The following is an 18,986-nucleotide window of genomic DNA, read 5'->3' as shown; positions in this document are numbered from 1 at the left end:
AGCTGTATTGGCACGATAAGGAGAACACATGGCTGGACACAGTAAATGGGCGAACATTAAGCACCGCAAAGCCGCTCAAGATGCCAAGCGAGGCAAACTATTTACCAAGTTTATCCGTGAGTTAACTGTTGCCGCCAGAGAAGGCGGCTCAGATCCTGATTCTAACCCTAGATTACGTGCAGCGATAGATAAATCCCTTTCCAACAACATGACACGCGACACCGTTGAGCGCGCGATTAAACGCGGCGCTGGCGAGCTTGATGGCCAAGTACTTGAAACCATCATGTATGAAGGCTACGGCCCTGGCGGCACTGCTGTGATGGTGGAAACCATGACAGACAATAAAAACCGTACCGTTTCCGGTGTGCGTAATGCATTTAGCAAATCTGGCGGTAATTTAGGGACAGATGGTTCCGTTGCTTATCTGTTTAGTAAACGTGGCGTGATCTCATACGCTGAAGGCACTGATGAGGATGTAGTGATGGATGCGGCATTAGAAGCGGGCGCTGATGATGTCGTTACCCATGATGATAGTTCAATTGATGTGTTCACCACCCCAGAAGACTTTGGTGCTGTTAAAGACGCGCTTGATGGTGCAGGTTTACAAGCTATTAACGCAGAAGTGACCATGATTCCATCGACCAAAGCTGAGCTGGACGCTGCGACTGCGCCGAAATTCTTACGTCTCATTGATAATCTTGAAGACCACGATGATGTGCAAGAGGTTTATCACAATGGCGACATAGCTGACGACATTTTGCAAGATTTAGAATAGGCCACTATTAACTTATGCCAATCATATTAGGCATCGATCCAGGTTCGAGAATTTGTGGTTACGGCGTTATTCAGTGTCAGGGACGGCAGCAAATTTATTTAGGCAGCGGCTGCATACGTACCCAGTCTGGAGACTTACCCAGTCGGCTCAAAATTATTTTTGATGGCGTGTCTGAAATCATCAAGCAATATCAACCCGATGAATTTGCCATTGAAAATGTGTTTATGGCTAAAAATGCTGATTCAGCCCTTAAATTGGGGCAGGCAAGAGGCGCAGCGATTGTTGCAGCCACCCACGCCGAACTGCCCGTAGCTGAATATACCGCGACACAGATCAAAAGTGCCGTTGTAGGTACAGGTAGAGCACAAAAAAGCCAAGTACAACATATGGTACAACAGATATTTAAGCTTAGTGCTGCGCCACAAGCTGACGCGGCGGATGCGCTAGCGGTAGCCCTTTGCCACTTTCATACTTATCAGGGGCTTATTGCAATGGGTGGCAAAGCTAAGTCACGCAGTTATGGTCGTTACAAATAACCTAAAAACAATTATAAGGATTGTCCAATGCTGGGTAGACTCCGAGGTATTTTAGTAGAGAAGCAGGCACCCGAAGTGTTAATTGATGTATCGGGCGTTGGTTATGAAGTACAGATGCCACTCACCAGTTTTTATGAGCTTCCCGAACTGAATAAAGAAGCTGTGATTTATACGCATTTTGTGGTTCGCGAAGATGCACAGTTGTTATATGGCTTTATTACTAAGCAAGAAAGAGCGTTATTTCGCCTGTTGATTAAAGCCAATGGCGTGGGTCCTAAGCTTGGACTGACAATTTTATCTGGCATGACAGCTGCCGAGTTCGTTAAATGTGTCGAACATGACGATATTGCTACCTTAGTTAAGTTGCCAGGGGTAGGAAAGAAAACTGCTGAACGCTTGCTAGTGGAAATGCGCGATAAATTGAAAACGCTGATGGAAGCATCCGTCGGCTCTGAGCGAGAGTTTGTACTACAGACCAACTATACACCTGCGGAAGTTGTGAATACTGCAGAGGAAGATGCCATTGCCGCCTTATTGAGTTTAGGTTATAAGCCTGCACAAGCGAGTAAAGCTGTGTCGGCTGCTTTTAAAGAAGGCATGGACTCAGAAACCCTCATTAAGGCATCATTGAAGTCAATGTTATAACTAAGGCGCTAAGCAATAATGATAGAAGCAGATCGGTTGGTTCACGCTCAGGTACAAGGTATCGAAGAGCAAGACGAACATATTGATAGGGCGATGCGGCCTAAGTTATTGGACGAGTATACTGGCCAGGACGATACTCGTGCACAGCTAAAAGTGTTTATTGAGGCGGCTAAAAAGCGCCAAGAAGCCTTAGACCATATGCTCATTTATGGCCCACCTGGTCTAGGTAAAACCACATTGGCGATGATTGTTGCTAATGAAATGGGTGTCAACATTAAATCAACTTCGGGCCCGGTATTAGAAAAGGCTGGGGATTTGGCGGCTTTGCTGACTAACTTGGAAGCGGGCGATGTATTATTTATCGATGAGATCCACCGTTTAAGTCCTGTGGTTGAAGAGATTCTATATCCAGCCATGGAAGATTATCAGTTAGATATCATGATAGGCGAGGGGCCTGCAGCTAGATCGATTAAGCTCGATTTACCACCGTTTACTTTGATAGGCGCGACCACCCGCGCCGGCGCATTAACTTCACCTCTAAGAGCACGCTTTGGCATTCCACTTAGGCTTGAGTTTTATAATGTGGTGGACTTAAGCAGTATTGTGACGCGCTCAGCCAAAGTCATGACCTTGCCTATTGATGATCAAGGGGCGGTAGAGGTTGCCAGACGTTCTCGAGGCACGCCACGTATCGCTAACCGATTGCTGCGCCGAGTCAGAGATTATGCAGAAGTGAAGCATGATGGCCATGTGACTAAAGCAGTTGCTGAAGATGCGCTAAATATGTTGGATGTGGATGCCGAAGGCTTTGACTATATGGACCGCAAGTTGTTGCTGGCCATTATCGATAAATTTATGGGCGGCCCTGTAGGCTTAGATAACCTAGCCGCTGCCATTGGCGAAGAGCGGGAAACGATAGAAGATGTGTTAGAGCCGTTCTTGATCCAGCAAGGATTTATTCAACGCACCCCGCGTGGACGTATCGCTACCGCAAGAGCCTATAGCCACTTTGACCTTATAAAGCCTGAATAAAGCGTTATTGCTCAGTCACTTCAAGTACATATTGCGGGTATTTTATACCCGCTTCTGCTTTCTTGGTCGCCACCACTTTGGCGCCAATTTCAAGATACTCTCCATCTGTGCCGGGGTTAGGTAAATCTACCGCAGGAAAGGTTTTTAGGGTAGTTCCTTGGTATCTAACTCTGAGTGTTTTGAGGTTAACTTTATATTCGTTAGCCAATTGGTAAAAGTTAATGGTGATAGGTTGGTCGGTATCTGAGGTAATAAAATACTGGCCATTATGAAAATCGTTATCAAGTAAGGTCACATTGGTTGACGCGCCAAGATTGCCTTTCCAATTGACCACAACAATCGAACTCGTTGTGCTATTACGAATGACGCTAGGATACTTTAACGGTTGTATTTCAGTGATTGTGATCTGTGCATGGGCGTTGATACTCGCAAACAGGGCAATCAGTAGCATTAATCCCTGAAAGGTAGCCAAAAAGGCTTTGTGTGTGGTTAACATGCAATACCTTCTAGATTGCAAATTCTGCGTAGAAATTTTATCGCTAGGCATATTATATTTTTCTAGTCTGTTACCTGCTATTAAGTTGCCATAAACTACTTAATGGTTACAAGTCATTAGTATAAAACCACTTTTTTATTTGAGGTAATAACTTATTCCATTTTTAAATAACGATGGTCTCAGTGATTGATATTCAAGCTTTACTGCTAAAAACCTGATTTTGAAAGCGGTTTCACTGGAGTTTTATGCTGTTTTTGAGCTTGATTATAAGTTTTTATGTTACCTGCTTTTGTTAAATGTGATCTAAATGTAAATAAAGTGTTGCTAATTGTGTCATCTTTGGTAGTTTACTTCTCAAGGCACAGCTAAAGTGCCTTTTAAACATCGACTTATACGTGATCAAGGAAGAGCGGAGTTAGCTAGGGAAAGGCTAGGTGTGAGTGATAATAATAAGACGTACTACTTATGGAACTCAAAATAATGAAAAAAAGACTTCTTGCTACCGCTGCTGCTTCAATGATGTTTTTTGCTGGTCAAAGTGCTGCTGAACAGGCCACTGGTACCGCACAATTTAAACTTGTCCAACCTATCATCATAACAGAAACAACGGTCATGGAATTCGGTAATATCGATATTTCTGCCGATGGCAACTGTACGCTTGATTATGCCAATACGGTCACTGGTGCAGCGTGTCTTGCTGGCGGTAATACTTCTGAATCTGGTGTATTCACAATTACTGCCAATGATGGTGATGTAAATGTGACCTTGTCAGGTGCTGATACCAGCGTTGCGGGCGTGACTTTCACACCGTCTATTGCTTCAAGCACTGTGACTGTTGCTTCAAACACGGCCACACTCGTAGTGGGCGGTTCAATTGATATTGTTGCTGCTAGTGCATCATCTGGCGACCAAACTATCAGCTACACCGTAGATGTGATCTACTAAAATCTAACGCTTTAGATGTTTGCCCTGCTAACAGCAGGGCACCTTTATATTCTGCTCGAAGTAAGCTAACCAACAATATTATTGAGCTTGTCTCATATAAACTAGCTGGGCGATAACATGAAAAGAATCTTACTAGGCTGTCTGAGCCTGTTTATGCTGGCTACACACTCGCAAGCAAGTCTATTAGTGACACCAACCCGTGCTGAGCTTGATAGCAGCCGCCAAAAAAGTGCCATTTTTTCTCTTGTTAATAAGGGTAATGTCACATCTCGTTTTAACATCTACTTTCAAGATAAACAGCAGCTGCCCAGTGGCGACTATGTTTCCCTTGAAGGCAAAGGCAAACTAAGTCAGTTTGTGCGTTATTCACCGCGTCGAATTACTCTTGAGCCTGAAGAAGGGACGAGAGTGCGCCTCGCATTACGCTTACCTAGAGGGACTGCGCAAGGTGAATATCGGAGTTATCTGGTATTTAGTCAAATTCCGCTCACTGAAGCGCTAGATAGTGCTGCTACAGAAAACGCTAAAGATCTATCTTTAAGTATTTCGGCTATGTTACGTATCTCTGTACCCGTAGTACTGAGAGTCGGTGAGCTTGATAGCGAAGTGTTTATTGAGAAAGGTGACTTAACCCAAGGTAATGGCAATGTAGCAGTGACGCTTAAGCGGACAGGCGATCGCAGCAGTTATGGCGATATTGAAGTGCTGCGAGAGAGCAATGGTGAAAAACAAACCGTTGGCAGTTTTAAGAATGCGGCCCTTTACACAGAAATTGAGCAACGCACTTTTAATGTCAGCTTAGACCAAATGATCGAACCTAGCGACCGCCTTTGGGTGCGCTACTCTGAAAATGAACACTTACCAAACCCTAAGGTGGTTGAGTACGCGCTTAGATAGCACATATTAACGACAACATGAATAAGGCTCCCGAGCAACAGTTGGGCTTGGTTAAGCACTGGGTGTTCTACCTGGTGCTTTTGCCGTTGTCAGGATTAGCAATATTGCTCTATATCTGGCTTAGCACTGCAACAGATAGTACTGCAACAGATAGTACCGCAACAGATAGTAGCGTAGTGGCTCTTGGTGGTCGCGCCTTGCCAACTCCAAATCCAAATGATCAGAAATTAGACAGCACGCCCTATCATTCGAATAATTCTAATCAGGCAGATAGATTAGCCTCCAATCAAGTTTCATCGTCACAGGTAGCGAATAACTACATAGGTGATCAGCAAGCTATTCGCGCTCATCTATCTGAATCAAATTCACTAGCAGTCACTGTTAACAATAATCGCGGACGGAGCGAACAGTCGCCGCGAAGCCTAGTTGATTATAACAGTGCCGCCAATGTTGATTTACAGAATAAGCAAAATCCACCGTCGGTATCGAAAATAGCAAAAAAAACTAAACCTAACAGTCATCGTTTCATTCAAGGTGAAATGATTGAAGAAAGTGCCGACTCATCGGGCTATGGGACCAGAAAGGCTAGCCAAGTGACCCGCGCCCACATTCAACCGGCACATCACCAAGGCAAATCGGAGCAAAGCAGTAACAATAACGTCCGCAGTATTGGCGCTGCTATGGAACATAATCCTCGGCGTTGTAATCGAATTATTAATCGCCACTATCAAACTCAGCCAACAGCCGATGAGCAATTTTTGATCAGTCAATTACGCTACGGCTCAGACGTGTTAAGTGAAGAGCTATTTGCCTATCAGCATGGATCTGCGGTCTACCTTCCTTTGCAACTACTTGCTGAGTTGTTGATGTTACCAATAGCAGTGGATATGGATGGGCTCTCAGTTAATGGTTGGTTTAAAGACGAGCAAGCAGTCATTGATATCAGTAATGGCTTAATGCGTTATCAAAATCATTCGACTTTATGTGAAAGCGCCGATACCACGCTGTTTTATGATGATTGGGATGTTTACCTACCTTTGGATGTGGTGCAGCAGATGTTTGGCTTAAAGATAGACTTTCAAGCTAATAGGCAGCGCTTTGTGATTGAACATTCTGATGCTGTGCCACTAAGTCAATTACGAGAACGGCAAAAGCGATATCAACTTTTTAACGCTCAGAAGAGTGCAGCAAGTCATCAGCAAGTTGTCGAAATACCTAAACAGAATGCGATTTTGGGTGATCTAGCCGTTAATATGGATGTGGGCATTAATGCTAATAACCAAGGGGGCGAAACACAGCTAGGCCAAGAGGTTTCATTACAAGCAAAAAGCGAGTTGTTACACCATCAAGCTTACGTGAGTTACTCCCATTCTGATTCCGGTGATAATGTCACTGCGTTCATTGAAAAGCGTAGCCCAGATGACTGGGTAAAGCACTATCGCCTCGGTACGGTAAATTCCCAAAGCCTACCTTTGTTGTCCGATGGCGACCAAGGGCTGGGAGTAACCTTAAGTGCAGGCGACGGCATCACCCAAGATTTACGCTACATTACCGTGGAGGGTGAGTGGTTAAGTGATTGGGACGTAGAACTCTATCGCAATAACGCGCTAGTCAATGTACAACGCATCGCCCAAGACGGCTTATACCGTTTTGAGCAGGTGCCTTATTTTATAGGCTTAAACCAGTATCAACTGCGTTTCTTTGGGCCAAACGGTGAAACCAAAGTAGAGAATTTCTCTAAATTACTAGATGACTCGGTGTTGGAGCAGGGCGATAGTGGCGTCCAAGTAGGCGCTCTTGCTAGAGAGCAGGATGATTTACAGCAGTACTATATAAGTGGCCAATACGCTTTGACTGACAGTTTTACTGCTGGCCTTGCGATTGTTAGGCAACAACTAGATGATGATCAATGGCTTACCATACCTAAACTGAGCATGAACCTGCTTGGCGAAAATAATTTACTGCAGATCAATTATGCCAACAGTGGCGAGGGGCATGCTATCGGCGCAACGCTGCAAGGGAGTATAGAGAGTGTAGATTGGATTGCTGACTGGTCGCATTTTGATGATTTTGAGTCATGGGATAATCCACAAATGCGTTTAAACCAGCAAGCAAACCTATCGTTAAATGGTAGCTTTGCTAACACCGCTATGAGCTGGTCGCTTGGTGGAGATTGGCGAGACTATTTACTAAGCAGTGATAGTTTACAAGCCAATGCCAGGTTATCGAGCCAGTTGGGCAGGTTATCAATGTCAGGCGAATTACGCTGGCTGCAATCAGGTGGCATTGATGAGTATATTTCTCGGTTAGCCATTTCAGGCAAGCTTGGACAGTGGTACTTGCGTAGCTATCTAGATATCGGCCTAGGTGAAGGCACGGAAGTTGATATCTGGGTGGCTAACGCAAACCGAACGATAGGTGAGCGCCTTAATTATCAGGTAGAGATGCGCTACCACCCGCAAACCAGCGCGCAATACAGTATTCGTAATGCGTTATCCTACCTGTTTGATTATGGCACATTAAGGTTTATGGTTGACGCAGACGATGAAGGTGATTGGTTTGGCCAACTTAAATGGAATAGCTCGGCGTTGTGGTACGCCGATGACAATTTGCTGTTGATTGACAGTCAAAACTATCTTAATACCGGTGCGGTTAAGTTAGTTGTGTTCCAAGATGATAACGGTAATAACCACTTAGATGAGTCTGAACACCCTATAGAAGGTGTGCGCTTTTCGGGTCATAGTCAGGCAGAACTGGCAACCAATGCAGAGGGCGAGTTGTTGATCAATCAACTCCGAGTCGGCCAGCCCCATAAACTGATGTTAAATGAAGGTAGTTTACCTGACCCATTTTTGGTGGCTAGAACACCAATTTTTAGCGTTAATGCGCAACCTGGGCATGTTCAACAGATAATGTACCCCGTGGTAAACACCGCTGAAATAGAAGGCATAGTGATTGTGTCTGGTAACTCGCCGCTACCCGCTAAAGGCAAACTGGTGGAGCTCGTTGCGCTGCAAACCAATGACTACTACAAAACACGGGTGGAATTTGATGGCGTTTTTCTATTTGATGCGATTGTCCCTGGTCGCTACGAGCTCAGAGTCGCTTCTGAGGACGCAATTATCGTTGATATTCAACCAGGTGAATTTTTACAGCTTGCACCGATAAAACTCTCTCACTAATGTCGTCAAAATCATAAACTGTGACCTGGGTATAGTTTTGTACGATGCAGTTATTGAGCTAGCTACTATAATTGCTTTATCCCCATCAAATCTGGTTTCTATTTGCTCAACATATTGCTTACCGCTGCCATCGGTCAGGCGGGTTTTAATTTAGTCTACCCGGTTGATATTGCCGAGCACACCACCTTACAACTAGGCGATGTGCTCAACACGGCTGATTCAGTGTGCCAAATCAGTAGTGCAGGGCGTACAGGTTCGGGTTGCCTGACTTCTGATGCTAATGTCGCGCAATTTAATATCTCAGCCGTGGGGCAGTCCCACATCAATGTGGTAGTGCATAATGTCGTTACTGATCATTTTACGTTTGAACCGAATCTGCAAGATGGTGCTCAACAACAGCTTTTTGATATCCAATCAGGCCAACTCACGTTAATAGTAGGTGGTAAATTAACTGTTATAAAACCAGCTGAAAATGGTAGCTACACAGTTAATTACACAGTGGAAATTAATTACGAATAATTAATTATCTCACTCGCCAAGTCCATCGCTTAAATATATATATCACCTACTTTATTGCAACCAGAAATAAACCATTAAACCATCTTAAATTACACTTGTCGCAATTTGTATCAGGGTCGTGATAGTGTAACATTCTGTTATCAAGGTTAACTGAATCCTGTACCTAAGCTTTATGGGCTTATTTTAGCCAGAATAAATATTTGACCTGGCTCACTAGTTAGTCACTTTTTCGATCTCGAGAGCCTGCTAAATGCGAAAAACTGTGACCTAAGTCACAAAAGTGGTACTTGGCGAAGTTAAATAACTGTTGCTGTATCGCTGTCTGCAAATCCGGCTTTAAGTATTCATATCTAGGGTTTTATTCTTTTTAAATCAATTTTAGCGATATTTTGTAAAATGGCGTTTGTGTTTAAAACTTTATTAGTACGTTATTTTAACACTTTATTATCTTAGGTTAATTTAAATCGTGATTGACTGTAGTTACGTGAAACTACAGTATCGATTCCAACGCCGACTAATTAATTTCTGGCGCTAATAAAAATAATTAATTTAGGGAGTGAATCGTAATGATCAGAACATCAAAATTGGCCTCAGCAATTAAGTACAGCTTAATTGCATCAGTAGCAAGTGGTGCTGCGTTAACCAGTGCAACTGCAGCGGCTGAAGAAGAGTCAGCGAATGTAGAACGTATTGCGGTGACTGGCTCTCGTATTCAACGTCAAGACATGGAAACAGCATCTCCAGTTACCGTTATCGATGCAGCTGCTATCCGTGCAGAAGGCTTCACCACTGTAGATGAGCTTCTACAAGCCCAAACCTCAATGGCTGGTGCGGCAGTGGGTTCTAGTACTAACAATGGTTCAGACGGTGTGGCTCAAGTAGACCTGCGTGGTATGGGCTCTCAACGTACATTGGTTCTACTTAATGGTCGTCGCATGGTTAACTCTGGCTCAGGTGCAGACAGCGCAGTTGACCTTAATGCTATTCCTGTTGCGATGATTTCACGTGTAGAAATCTTAAAAGATGGTGCTTCTGCTGTTTACGGTTCAGACGCAATTGCGGGTGTGGTTAACATCATCACCAAAAAAGACTTTGAAGGTTTCCAAATTGACGTACTTGGCGGTATGACCGACAAGAGCGATGGTGAACACGGTGAGATAAGTGCACTTTATGGCTTCAACACTGATACTGGTAACTATACTTTCGGTGCCGCTTATTCTGAACGTCGTGGCGTAATTCAGTCTGACCGTGACTGGACTGATCCAGGTGATAGCTCATTTATCCCTAATGGTTCATTAGACGGTATGGTGAAGGACGAGAATGGTAATTGGGTACAACGTGATGAAGGCTATGACTTCACTCAAGACAGTTTCTACCAAACACCAAGCAAGCGCTACAGCCTATTTGCTAACATGACACAAGAGCTAGGTAACGATGTAGTATTAACTGGTGACGTGCTTTATACCAAGCGTAAATCTAACCAGCAACTAGCACCACAACCTGCTAATATTATGTTAGATGTTTGTCAGCCAGGTGATGATCCTGCTAAGTGTTTTGAGCTTGATCAAGACATGATTGATGCGGGTATTGGTCCAGATGACAACGGTCAAGTTAACTACCGTAAACGTATGAACGATGTAGGTCCACGTATCTATAGTCAAGACACAGATACTTGGCGTGTTTCTGCAGGCCTTGAAGGTTCAATCGATGTCAATACTGGCCTGATTTGGGATGTGTCTTATACCTATGGTAATAACAAGGCTAAAACTCAAGTAGAAAACTCAATCAACGCAAACTTAATGGCAGACGCAATTTATGCTGATCAAGATGCTTGGTTAACTGGTCAACCTATGACCGACCAAGAGTTGCTAAATAGCGTTGCTTACACAGAAAAAGCAGATGGTGGTAACGAGCAGCATGCAATTTCTGCCGGTATTAACGGTGAGTTGTTTGATTTGGATGCAGGTGCAGTTGCATTTGCTATCGGTGCTGAATATCGCTACGAAAGCGGTTATTACAATCCAGACCCAATCATTGTTGCAGGTGAGGGTACTGCTGCACAGCAAGATCCAACTGATGGTAGCTACAACGTAATCTCGGTATTCCAAGAAGTGAGTGTACCGTTCACAGATAAATTGACCGGTGAATTTGCACTACGCTTTGATGACTACTCTACCTTTGGTAATGCTTCAACGTGGAAAATTGGTTTAACCTATGAAGCGACTGATGACTTGATGCTACGTACTGTTGCTGCAACAGGTTTCCGTGCACCAAGCGTTAGCGAGCTATATGGCGGTAACTCAGGTTCATACGACTACCTAACTGATCCTTGGGGCAACGAGCAAGATCCACAGATCTTAGTTAACTATACCTCTGATGAAGATCTAAAACCTGAAGAGTCTGAGTCTTATACTGCTGGTTTAGTTTACTCACCAAGTTATGTTGATGGTCTGTCTCTAACAGTTGATTACTGGCGCTTTAAAGTGAAAAACGCAATTACGCGTTTAGATACTCAAGCGGGACTTGATGCTTGTTTTGGTGGCGATACTTCAGCGTGTGAAACGTTCAACATTGGACCAAATGGTGATCTTTCTAACTTGACAAACTCATTGACCAACGTGGGTTACCAAGACACCAGTGGTATCGATTTCAACCTAGCTTATAACTTTGAAGCGTTAAGCTTAGATTGGGTTATCAGCAATGACACCACTTACTTGTTGAACTTTGAGCAAGACGGTATCGATTACACCAACAAGATCGATGGTAACTTCGGTGCATATGCTCAGTATCGTAACAACTTCAGCATCAAAGCGGGTCAAGGCGATTGGAGCGTAATGTACTTCAACCGTTATATCGGTGAAATGGATGATTTGGCAACAGGTGAGAAAGTTGATTCTGTGCTATATCACAATGTTTCAGCGTCATACTACATCAACGATACTTGGATGATCAGCGGTGGTGTTAAAAACATTACTGATGTAGAGCCTTCAAACGTATCTAACGGTAGCGACGGCGGTACAGTACCTGAAGTTTATGACACTATTGGTCGTAGCTTCTATGCCGGTGTAACAGTTAAGTTCTAAAACTTGATTGAATACTAATAAAAAGCGCCCAACAGGGCGCTTTTTTTATTGCCTATGTTTAAGCTTGGCAATGATTGATGGAGATTTAACCTAATCCCTTGGTGGCACTTTTCATTTGAATTAGTTCAATTTTATAGCCGTCAGGATCTTCTACAAAAGCGATTTCAGTACTACCGCCAGCAACAGGGCCAGGCTCACGAGTTACTTTACCTCCTGCCGCAGCTATCGCTTCACAGCGCTGATAAATATCTTGCTCACCGATTGCTAGGTGACCGAATGCATCGCCAAGGTCGTACTTGTCAGTATCCCAGTTGTGGGTCAGTTCAACCACGGCAGCGCCGGAAGACTCTTCAGCATACCCCACAAATGCTAAGGTGTAGCGATATTGCTCATTTTCAGACTTTCTCAATAACTTCATGCCTAAAACTTGGGTATAAAACTCTATACTTCGTTCAAGGTCGGTAACGCGTAACATGGTGTGCAGCAGTTGCGACATGGTATTTTCACTCTTGTGGTGGAAAGTGACGCTAGTTTACTGCGGTAAGTTTCTGTTTGTCCACGTTGTTTTTATCAATACAAACCTTGTAAATCATTTAAACTAACGCTAAGAAGGACATTTTAAAATGTACAATAGCTTACACTTTTAGCAATAAGTGTTCATTGCTGATCTAGCTCACACATTAGCGGCTAAAATTGGTGTAGTAGGCAAAGGCTTGTGATAATGAGCCATACAAACAACAGGAGTACCTTATGTCTTCAGAATTAAAAATGGCCCTAGGCCTGAGTGTCATTATTGCGGCATTTTTGAGTATGTTTTTCGTATTCATGTTCTAAATGATAAAACTGATACTAAAAAAGCCGCATTAAGCGGCTTTTTTGTTGTTTAAAGCTAATAGGCTTATTCGTCCGGATAAGCTTTATCTTTAAACTCGCAAAGGTGTTCTATCAAACAACTACCACATCTTGGTTTGCGGGCGATACAGGTATAGCGGCCATGAAGAATAAACCAATGATGAACGTCCACCTTAAACTCTTTGGGTACAACTTTAAGCATTTTGGCTTCAACTAAATCTACGTTCTTTCCCATCGCAAACTTAGTGCGATTCGCCACCCGAAAGATATGGGTATCAATGGCAATAGTTGGCCAACCAAATGCGGTATTTAGTACCACATTAGCGGTTTTACGTCCTACACCGGGCAGGGCTTCTAAGGCTTCGCGATTTTCAGGCACCTCACCTTGATGTTCATCGATGAGGATCTTGCAGGCTTTAATAACGTTAATAGCTTTATTGTTATATAAACCAATGGTTTTGATGTATTGCTTAAGCCCATCTACACCTAAATCGTAAATAGCCTGTGCAGTATTGGCTACCGGAAATAGCTTATCGGTGGCTTTATTGACGCTGACATCGGTAGCCTGTGCTGAAAGTGTTACCGCCACCAATAGCTCGAAGGGGCTGGAGAAATTGAGTTCGGTTTCTGGATGCGGGTTATTGTCCCTAAATATTTCTAAAATTTGACGACGCTTCTCGGTATTCATAGTTAATTAACTTTTGTTATTCTGGCTCGAGTAATCGTGGTTTCTACTTCGGTTTTTGGCTGACGGCGTTCTATAACATGGTCGATATAGTTTTTCGCAGCGATTAAGAAGCCCATCGCGATAAATGCTCCTGGTGGCAGCATAGCAAGTAAAAATTGCGTATCCATGTGCCACACTTGTATGGTTAAGCTCTTAGCCCAATCGCCAAGCAGCAGATCAGCACCATCAAAAAGTGTGCCTTGGCCTAACAGCTCTCGGCTTGCACCTAGGGCAACTAAGACTAGCGTAAAGCCGACGCCCATCATTAATCCATCAAAGGCTGAACTGGCGAGATTATTACGCGAAGCGAAGGCTTCTGCGCGGCCAATGATGACGCAGTTAGTTACGATCAGCGGTAGGAATATCCCTAATGACAAATACAAACCATAAGCGTATGCGTTGATCAGTAATTGTACGGTTGTGACGAGTGCTGCAATGATCATGACAAAGACCGGAATGCGGATCTCTTTAGGGACATAATTTTTAACCAGCGACACTAAGATATTTGAGCCAACTAACACGATAAGCGTCGCAAGACCTAAACCCAAAGCGTTAGTGACAGTTGCGGTAACGGCAAGTAGCGGACATAAGCCTAGTAATTGCACTAATCCAGGGTTATTTTTCCATAGCCCTTGCCAAGCAATTTCACGGTAGTTAGTCATAATCCACCTCACAGTTTGCTGGGCGACTTAACAAGTTTTGCTGCTCAGCCTTAAAAAAAGATATCGCTTTATGTACCGCATTGACATAGGCCCTCGGGGTAATGGTTGCACCAGTAAACTGGTCAAAATCGCCGCCATCTTTCTTTACTGCCCAGGGTTTGCCATTGTCTGCTTGCAGCGATAAGCCATTAAAGCTTGTTACCCAATCAGATTTTCTTAACTCTATTTTATCACCAAGGCCGGGTGTTTCATTGTGACTGAGTGTTCTAACCCCGAGTACTTGGTTTTCGGTATCTATTGCAATAATAATTTTTATATCACCGTTATAGCCATCAGGGGCAACGGTTTCTAAAGCGATAGCTACGGGAGTTCCAGCCATTGAAGCGATATAAGCAGGTAAGGGCTCGTCGGTGCCTAAAGCCTCTTGATTATGGATTAGAATACAGTGTTCAATCAGGTTGTTGTCGTGAATATTATCCGGCACAATTTGATGCAGCACCCGCAGTAATTCCTGTGCCTCTTGCTGTTTGATTTTATCGTAGGTGAATTGATTGACCCCCGCCACCAACGCGGTACACAGCATGGCGAACAATGCGAGTAACAACCCATTTTTTAGCATAGATTTTTTAAGCATGCTTGCGTTCCTTAACGGCTCGTTCTGTGGCCATAGGTGCGTGGCTTGACGTAGTGATCGATAAAAGGTGCACAAAGATTGCCAAGCAAAACTGCAAATGCAAATGCATCTGGGTAACCACCATAGGTACGAATCACGTAGACCAGTACACCAATCAAAGCACCAAAAATCAGCCTGCCTTGATTGCTGGTTGCGGCACTAACAGGATCGGTAGCGATAAAAAATGCGGCTAACATAGTTGCACCTGAAAATAGGTGTAATAGTGGACCTAAATGGGTATCGGGGCTCAATAGATATCCGATACTGGCACAGACAAACAATGAACCAATGATGGCGCCGCTAATATGCCAGCGTATTAGCTTGAGCTTTATCATGACTAGGCCGCCTAGCAGATAGGCACAGTTGATCCATAGCCAGCCAATACCGAAGCCGTCGCTGAAACTGTTTGCCAGCAGTGCTTCGTTTATCGTTAATCCTGTTGAAAAAGCGGTTTTAACACTATCTAGTGGGGTCGCCATGGCGATTCCGTCGGCGCCCATTTGATACAGACTAATATCGGCAGCGGTACTGCCAAAGAAGATAATCCGTGCGGTTTCTAGCAAACCAAATGCATGGTGCTCAAAACCAACTGGTGCGCTCCAGGTTGTCATTTGTAGAGGGAAGGCAATTAACAACATGACATAAGCTGCCATTGCGGGGTTAAATATATTGTTGCCTAAGCCACCATACAGTTGCTTAACCACAATGATGGCAAAAGCGACACCTAACAGCGTTATCCACCAAGGCGCAAAAGCTGGCACCGCAAGCCCAAGTAAAAAGCCAGTTAATAGCGCACTATTGTCTTGTAAAGTGGCTTTTATCGGACGTTGACGCATAGCTAAAATAGCGGTTTCACATAGCGCTGCGGTAGCCATGGCAAATAACACTTGCACTAACGTACCCCAGCCAAAGAAGTAGCTTTGGACTAAAAGACCGGGAAGGGCGCATAGCATAACCCGCTGCATTAAGCTGCTGGTCTGCAATTTGTCGCGTAAATAAGGGGACGACGCCATTTTAAATGCCACTGTATTATTCCTCTTTCGTTGACACTTGTTGTGCTAATGCCTTTTTCGCTTTGGCTTTAGCAACGGCAGCGGCAATTCGCGCTTTTTTGATATCAGCAGCACTATCAGTATCACTGATAACAGGCTGGCTACTGTTAGTTGAGCTGTCACTATCCTCTAAACTGTGTGTTTGAGAGGAGGCTGTATCATCTGATTGCTCGCTCATAGCCTCTGATGGCACCTGTTGAGCTGCGCGGTCTATCTCTGGTGTGGCTTGTTCAGCACTAGCGGCTTTTCTGGCTTTAGCCTTGGCGACTGCAGCGGCAATTTTGGCTTTTTTATCATCAGTGCCAGGCTCAGCGATTGTATCGCTTGTTGTTTCAGCCACTTGAGCTGATTTCTTGGCTTTAGCCTTGGCGACTGCTGCAGCAATTTTGGCTTTTTTATCATCAGTGCCAGACTCAGCAGTTTCATCGCTTGGTGTTTCAGATGCCTGAGCTGATTTCTTGGCTTTAGCCTTGGCGACTGCTGCACCGATCTTTGCCTGCTTATTATCAGCTTCAGTGTCTAGTGTTTGCTCACTGCTTAGCGATGTGGTTTGTTGTGCAGCCTTTTTCGCTTTAGCTCTAGCAATGGCAGCCGCTACTTGGGCTTTTTTATCTTCAGCGGGTGTTACCTCAGACGGTGCGGCTTCAGCTGCGGCTGCTTTTTTTGCCTTGGCTCGTGCGACGGCGGCAGCAACCTGGCTGGCTTTATCATCTTGAGACCCTTGGGCTGCTTTTTTCGCTTTGGCCCGTGCTATTGCCGCAGATACATCAGCTTTTTTATCATTGTCTGGTGCGCTTGATTGAGCTTTTTTAGCCTTTATCCGCGCCATGGCTTCAGCTACAGCGTCTTTATCGCCACTACTCATGTTGGCTTTACGGCGCTCTGCTGCTTGTTTCGCCTTGGCTTCACGGGCGGCTTTTTCTTCCTCAAGACGTAAAGTACGAGAGTCGAAACGTTGTTTGGCCAATTCAGCCTGTTTCTTCTCTTCAACTTCGGTGCGAATGGCCGACTTGGCGACACGATAATATTCAACTAAGGGAATATCGCTGGGGCAGACATAACTACAACAACCGCACTCGATACAATCTTGCAGGTTATAACTCGCCGCTTTGTCATATTCTTTGGCTTTTGAATGCCAGAATAATTGTTGTGGCAAAAGCTGTGCTGGACACGCTTGGGCACATTCACCGCAGCGCACACAAGGCATTTCTGGGCGCGGCGTACCAAGCTCTTGAAGTTCGGGTACCAATACGCAGTTGCTACCCTTTAAGATGGGCGCATCGGCATTGGGGAGGGTATAGCCCATCATTGGACCACCAATAATCACCTGCTCAACTTTGTCGGCGTCGAAATCACAAGATTTTAGAATATGCTTGATTGGGGTGCCTATCGGCACCCAATAATTGCCGGGCTGGTAAACCCCTTTTCCCGTAACCGTGACCACGCGTTCGATTAAAGGTTGGTGATCGTACACGGCTTGTTTTATTGCGAAGGCAGTCGCCACGTTTTGCACGACGATACCAAGCTGCGCTGGAATAGCTCCTGAAGGGACTTCCTGACCTGTTAGAATTTGGATTAGTTGTTTTTCACCGCCCGATGGGTACAGGGTTGGTACTACAGTGATGCGGATTTTATCACTGCTGATTGCGCTGCGATTTAGCGCATGTTCCATCGCTTCAATGGCTTCAGGCTTGTTATCTTCTATGGCAATAATGACCCGTTTAGGCGCCACCAATTTATTGATAAGCTCTATCCCTAGCAAAATATCGTCGCTAAATTCCCGCATTAGGCGGTCATCGGCGGTGATATAAGGCTCACACTCAATCCCATTGATGATCAGCAATTCTATTTCTGATACTGGATTGAGCTTAATATGGGTAGGAAAAGCAGCGCCACCGAGGCCGGCGATACCCGCTTGCTCTATCAGTTGCAACAGCTCTGTATTGTTTAAACCAATCGCGGCACTATGGTCGCGAGCCTTTGGTGTTTCAATAGCATTGTCCCGGCCATCAGGCTGTAAAATGGCACTCAGAACGGGTAAACCAGAGGCGTGATTACTCACGCGCTTTTCAATGGCGGTGATATGTCCAGAGGTGGGAGCGTGTACCGGTAAATAGCCAAAGCCTGCAGATACGGTGAGCGTCTGCCCCTTTTTAACATACTCGCCCTGTGCGATACCTAGTTTAGCATTGTCACCTACTTGCGCTAATGGCAACACGTATTCTTGTGCGCTAGCGAGCTTGCTAATGCATCCACCATTACTGAGTGATTTATTTTCTGGTGGGTGTATTCCGCCTATGGCGCGCCACAGTGTCCCTTTATCAATCTGCTCTAATAAGGTTAACACTTCATATCCTCTTGTAGCACAGTGACAGGAATCGCATTGAGTTTCCAATCCCAATTCTTAGTGGTCTGTTTAACAGGCAACATATCAATGCAATCTACAGGGCAAGGTTCGACACAAAGATCGCAGCCAGTGCAATAATCAGTAATAACGGTATGCATCTGTTTACCCGTACCTAGAATGGCATCGACAGGGCAAGCTTGGATACATTTGGTGCAGCCAATACACTCATCTTCACGAATGTAAGCTACTTTTTTCTCTTGGACTTCTTCGCTAACTGTTAACGGCTCGGGATCTTGGCCAGTGAGTTCAGCGAGTTTTTCCATGGTTGCCGTGCCGCCAGGGGGGCACTTGTTGATTTTTTCGCCGTTAGCGATAGCTTCCGCATAAGGGCGACAACCCGGGTAACCACATTGGCCACATTGAGTTTGCGGTAGAAGGGCTTCAGCTTGGTCGGCGAGCGGGTCACCTTCGACTTTAAATTTCTCTGCTGCTAGGCCCAATAGGGCACCGAAAACAAGCGCTAAAAGGGTTAACAGGATGATTGCAATAACAAATTCTAACAT

At 44.7% G+C, this 18,986-nt stretch carries 17 protein-coding genes; 9 read left to right on the top strand and 8 right to left on the bottom strand.

The genetic code is table 11. From position 1 onward, the window contains the following. The first annotated feature begins 28 nt into the window (after window positions 1-28). The 4 genes from FLM48_RS11640 to ruvB are packed head-to-tail and all read left to right on the top strand — an operon-like array spanning window position 29 to window position 2,988. Window positions 29-775, top strand: coding sequence for a YebC/PmpR family DNA-binding transcriptional regulator (locus FLM48_RS11640; protein WP_028772730.1), 747 nt, complete (start codon window positions 29-31; stop codon window positions 773-775). 14 nt (window positions 776-789) lie between these two features. After that, window positions 790-1,311, top strand: coding sequence for a crossover junction endodeoxyribonuclease RuvC (ruvC, locus tag FLM48_RS11635; protein ID WP_028772731.1), 522 nt, complete (start codon window positions 790-792; stop codon window positions 1,309-1,311). 27 nt (window positions 1,312-1,338) lie between these two features. Further along, window positions 1,339-1,956 carry a Holliday junction branch migration protein RuvA gene (gene ruvA, locus FLM48_RS11630; RefSeq protein ID WP_028772732.1) on the top strand — a complete coding sequence of 206 codons (618 nt, stop codon included), beginning with the start codon at window positions 1,339-1,341 and terminating at the stop codon, window positions 1,954-1,956. A gap of 18 nt (window positions 1,957-1,974) precedes the next feature. Continuing rightward, window positions 1,975-2,988: a Holliday junction branch migration DNA helicase RuvB gene (gene ruvB, locus FLM48_RS11625; protein WP_179024744.1), complete on the top strand. Its 1,014-nt coding sequence runs from the start codon at window positions 1,975-1,977 to the stop codon at window positions 2,986-2,988. Between the two features lie 4 nt (window positions 2,989-2,992). On the opposite strand, the gene FLM48_RS11620 is transcribed toward ruvB, so the two are convergent. Beyond that, window positions 2,993-3,484 (bottom strand): DUF4402 domain-containing protein, encoded by a 492-nt coding sequence (locus FLM48_RS11620; protein ID WP_179024743.1) that lies wholly within the window; start codon window positions 3,482-3,484, stop codon window positions 2,993-2,995. 480 nt (window positions 3,485-3,964) lie between these two features. Here FLM48_RS11620 and FLM48_RS11615 point away from each other — a divergent pair, with 480 nt between their 5' ends. The 5 genes from FLM48_RS11615 (at window position 3,965) to FLM48_RS11595 (ending at window position 12,110) form a co-directional block, all read left to right on the top strand. Next, window positions 3,965-4,429, top strand: coding sequence for a DUF4402 domain-containing protein (locus FLM48_RS11615; protein ID WP_179024742.1), 465 nt, complete (start codon window positions 3,965-3,967; stop codon window positions 4,427-4,429). A gap of 117 nt (window positions 4,430-4,546) precedes the next feature. Continuing rightward, complete coding sequence (locus FLM48_RS11610; RefSeq protein WP_179024741.1) at window positions 4,547-5,326, top strand: molecular chaperone; 780 nt, start codon at window positions 4,547-4,549, stop codon at window positions 5,324-5,326. 17 nt (window positions 5,327-5,343) lie between these two features. Next, entirely contained in the window at window positions 5,344-8,508 is a 3,165-nt protein-coding gene (locus FLM48_RS11605; RefSeq protein WP_179024740.1) for a carboxypeptidase regulatory-like domain-containing protein, read from the top strand. A 102-nt stretch (window positions 8,509-8,610) separates the two neighbouring features. Then, window positions 8,611-9,027, top strand: coding sequence for a DUF4402 domain-containing protein (locus FLM48_RS11600; RefSeq protein ID WP_179024739.1), 417 nt, complete (start codon window positions 8,611-8,613; stop codon window positions 9,025-9,027). A gap of 566 nt (window positions 9,028-9,593) precedes the next feature. Next, window positions 9,594-12,110 (top strand): TonB-dependent siderophore receptor, encoded by a 2,517-nt coding sequence (locus FLM48_RS11595; RefSeq protein WP_179024738.1) that lies wholly within the window; start codon window positions 9,594-9,596, stop codon window positions 12,108-12,110. A gap of 85 nt (window positions 12,111-12,195) precedes the next feature. Here FLM48_RS11595 and gloA read toward each other — a convergent pair whose 3' ends face one another. From gloA to rsxB, 7 genes are all read right to left on the bottom strand, one after another. Next, a complete protein-coding gene (gene gloA, locus FLM48_RS11590; protein ID WP_028775087.1) occupies window positions 12,196-12,606 on the bottom strand; it encodes a lactoylglutathione lyase in 411 nt (136 codons plus the stop codon). A gap of 402 nt (window positions 12,607-13,008) precedes the next feature. Further along, on the bottom strand, window positions 13,009-13,650 hold the full coding sequence (gene nth / locus FLM48_RS11585; protein ID WP_028775088.1) for an endonuclease III: 642 nt from the start codon (window positions 13,648-13,650) through the stop codon (window positions 13,009-13,011). Window positions 13,651-13,652: 2 nt separating this feature from the next. Continuing rightward, window positions 13,653-14,351 carry an electron transport complex subunit E gene (locus FLM48_RS11580; RefSeq protein ID WP_028775089.1) on the bottom strand — a complete coding sequence of 233 codons (699 nt, stop codon included), beginning with the start codon at window positions 14,349-14,351 and terminating at the stop codon, window positions 13,653-13,655. After that, a complete protein-coding gene (gene rsxG / locus FLM48_RS11575) occupies window positions 14,344-14,970 on the bottom strand; it encodes an electron transport complex subunit RsxG (RefSeq protein WP_179026353.1) in 627 nt (208 codons plus the stop codon). Before rsxG ends, FLM48_RS11580 begins: the two co-directional genes overlap by 8 nt. A gap of 26 nt (window positions 14,971-14,996) precedes the next feature. Then, a complete protein-coding gene (rsxD, locus tag FLM48_RS11570; RefSeq protein WP_179024737.1) occupies window positions 14,997-16,049 on the bottom strand; it encodes an electron transport complex subunit RsxD in 1,053 nt (350 codons plus the stop codon). Window positions 16,050-16,053: 4 nt separating this feature from the next. Then, entirely contained in the window at window positions 16,054-18,423 is a 2,370-nt protein-coding gene (rsxC, locus tag FLM48_RS11565) for an electron transport complex subunit RsxC (RefSeq protein ID WP_179024736.1), read from the bottom strand. Next, window positions 18,417-18,986, bottom strand: a complete 570-nt coding sequence (gene rsxB, locus FLM48_RS11560) for an electron transport complex subunit RsxB (RefSeq protein ID WP_028775092.1) — start codon at window positions 18,984-18,986, stop codon at window positions 18,417-18,419. The genes rsxC and rsxB overlap by 7 nt, the downstream gene beginning before the upstream one ends.

Origin of the sequence: Shewanella sp. Scap07, from assembly GCF_013394145.1 — a bacterium.
In the GTDB taxonomy this organism is placed as follows: Bacteria; Pseudomonadota; Gammaproteobacteria; order Enterobacterales; family Shewanellaceae; genus Shewanella; species Shewanella waksmanii.
The sequence above is the reverse complement of the archived record's forward strand: the minus strand, read 5'-3'. Positions and strand labels throughout refer to the sequence as shown.

Excerpts from the sequence above, each read along its gene's own strand:
- FLM48_RS11615 (WP_179024742.1), top strand. The coding sequence starts at position 3,965 with ATGAAAAAAAGACTTCTTGCTACCGCTGCTGCTTCAATGATGTTTTTT.
- FLM48_RS11605 (WP_179024740.1), top strand. The coding sequence starts at position 5,344 with ATGAATAAGGCTCCCGAGCAACAGTTGGGCTTGGTTAAGCACTGGGTG.
- FLM48_RS11580 (WP_028775089.1), bottom strand. The coding sequence starts at position 14,351 with ATGACTAACTACCGTGAAATTGCTTGGCAAGGGCTATGGAAAAATAAC.
- FLM48_RS11595 (WP_179024738.1), top strand. The coding sequence starts at position 9,594 with ATGATCAGAACATCAAAATTGGCCTCAGCAATTAAGTACAGCTTAATT.
- nth (WP_028775088.1), bottom strand. The coding sequence starts at position 13,650 with ATGAATACCGAGAAGCGTCGTCAAATTTTAGAAATATTTAGGGACAAT.
- rsxB (WP_028775092.1), bottom strand. The coding sequence starts at position 18,986 with ATGTTAGAATTTGTTATTGCAATCATCCTGTTAACCCTTTTAGCGCTT.
- rsxG (WP_179026353.1), bottom strand. The coding sequence starts at position 14,970 with ATGCTAAAAAATGGGTTGTTACTCGCATTGTTCGCCATGCTGTGTACC.
- ruvA (WP_028772732.1), top strand. The coding sequence starts at position 1,339 with ATGCTGGGTAGACTCCGAGGTATTTTAGTAGAGAAGCAGGCACCCGAA.
- ruvB (WP_179024744.1), top strand. The coding sequence starts at position 1,975 with ATGATAGAAGCAGATCGGTTGGTTCACGCTCAGGTACAAGGTATCGAA.
- FLM48_RS11640 (WP_028772730.1), top strand. The coding sequence starts at position 29 with ATGGCTGGACACAGTAAATGGGCGAACATTAAGCACCGCAAAGCCGCT.
- gloA (WP_028775087.1), bottom strand. The coding sequence starts at position 12,606 with ATGTCGCAACTGCTGCACACCATGTTACGCGTTACCGACCTTGAACGA.
- ruvC (WP_028772731.1), top strand. The coding sequence starts at position 790 with ATGCCAATCATATTAGGCATCGATCCAGGTTCGAGAATTTGTGGTTAC.
- FLM48_RS11620 (WP_179024743.1), bottom strand. The coding sequence starts at position 3,484 with ATGTTAACCACACACAAAGCCTTTTTGGCTACCTTTCAGGGATTAATG.
- FLM48_RS11610 (WP_179024741.1), top strand. The coding sequence starts at position 4,547 with ATGAAAAGAATCTTACTAGGCTGTCTGAGCCTGTTTATGCTGGCTACA.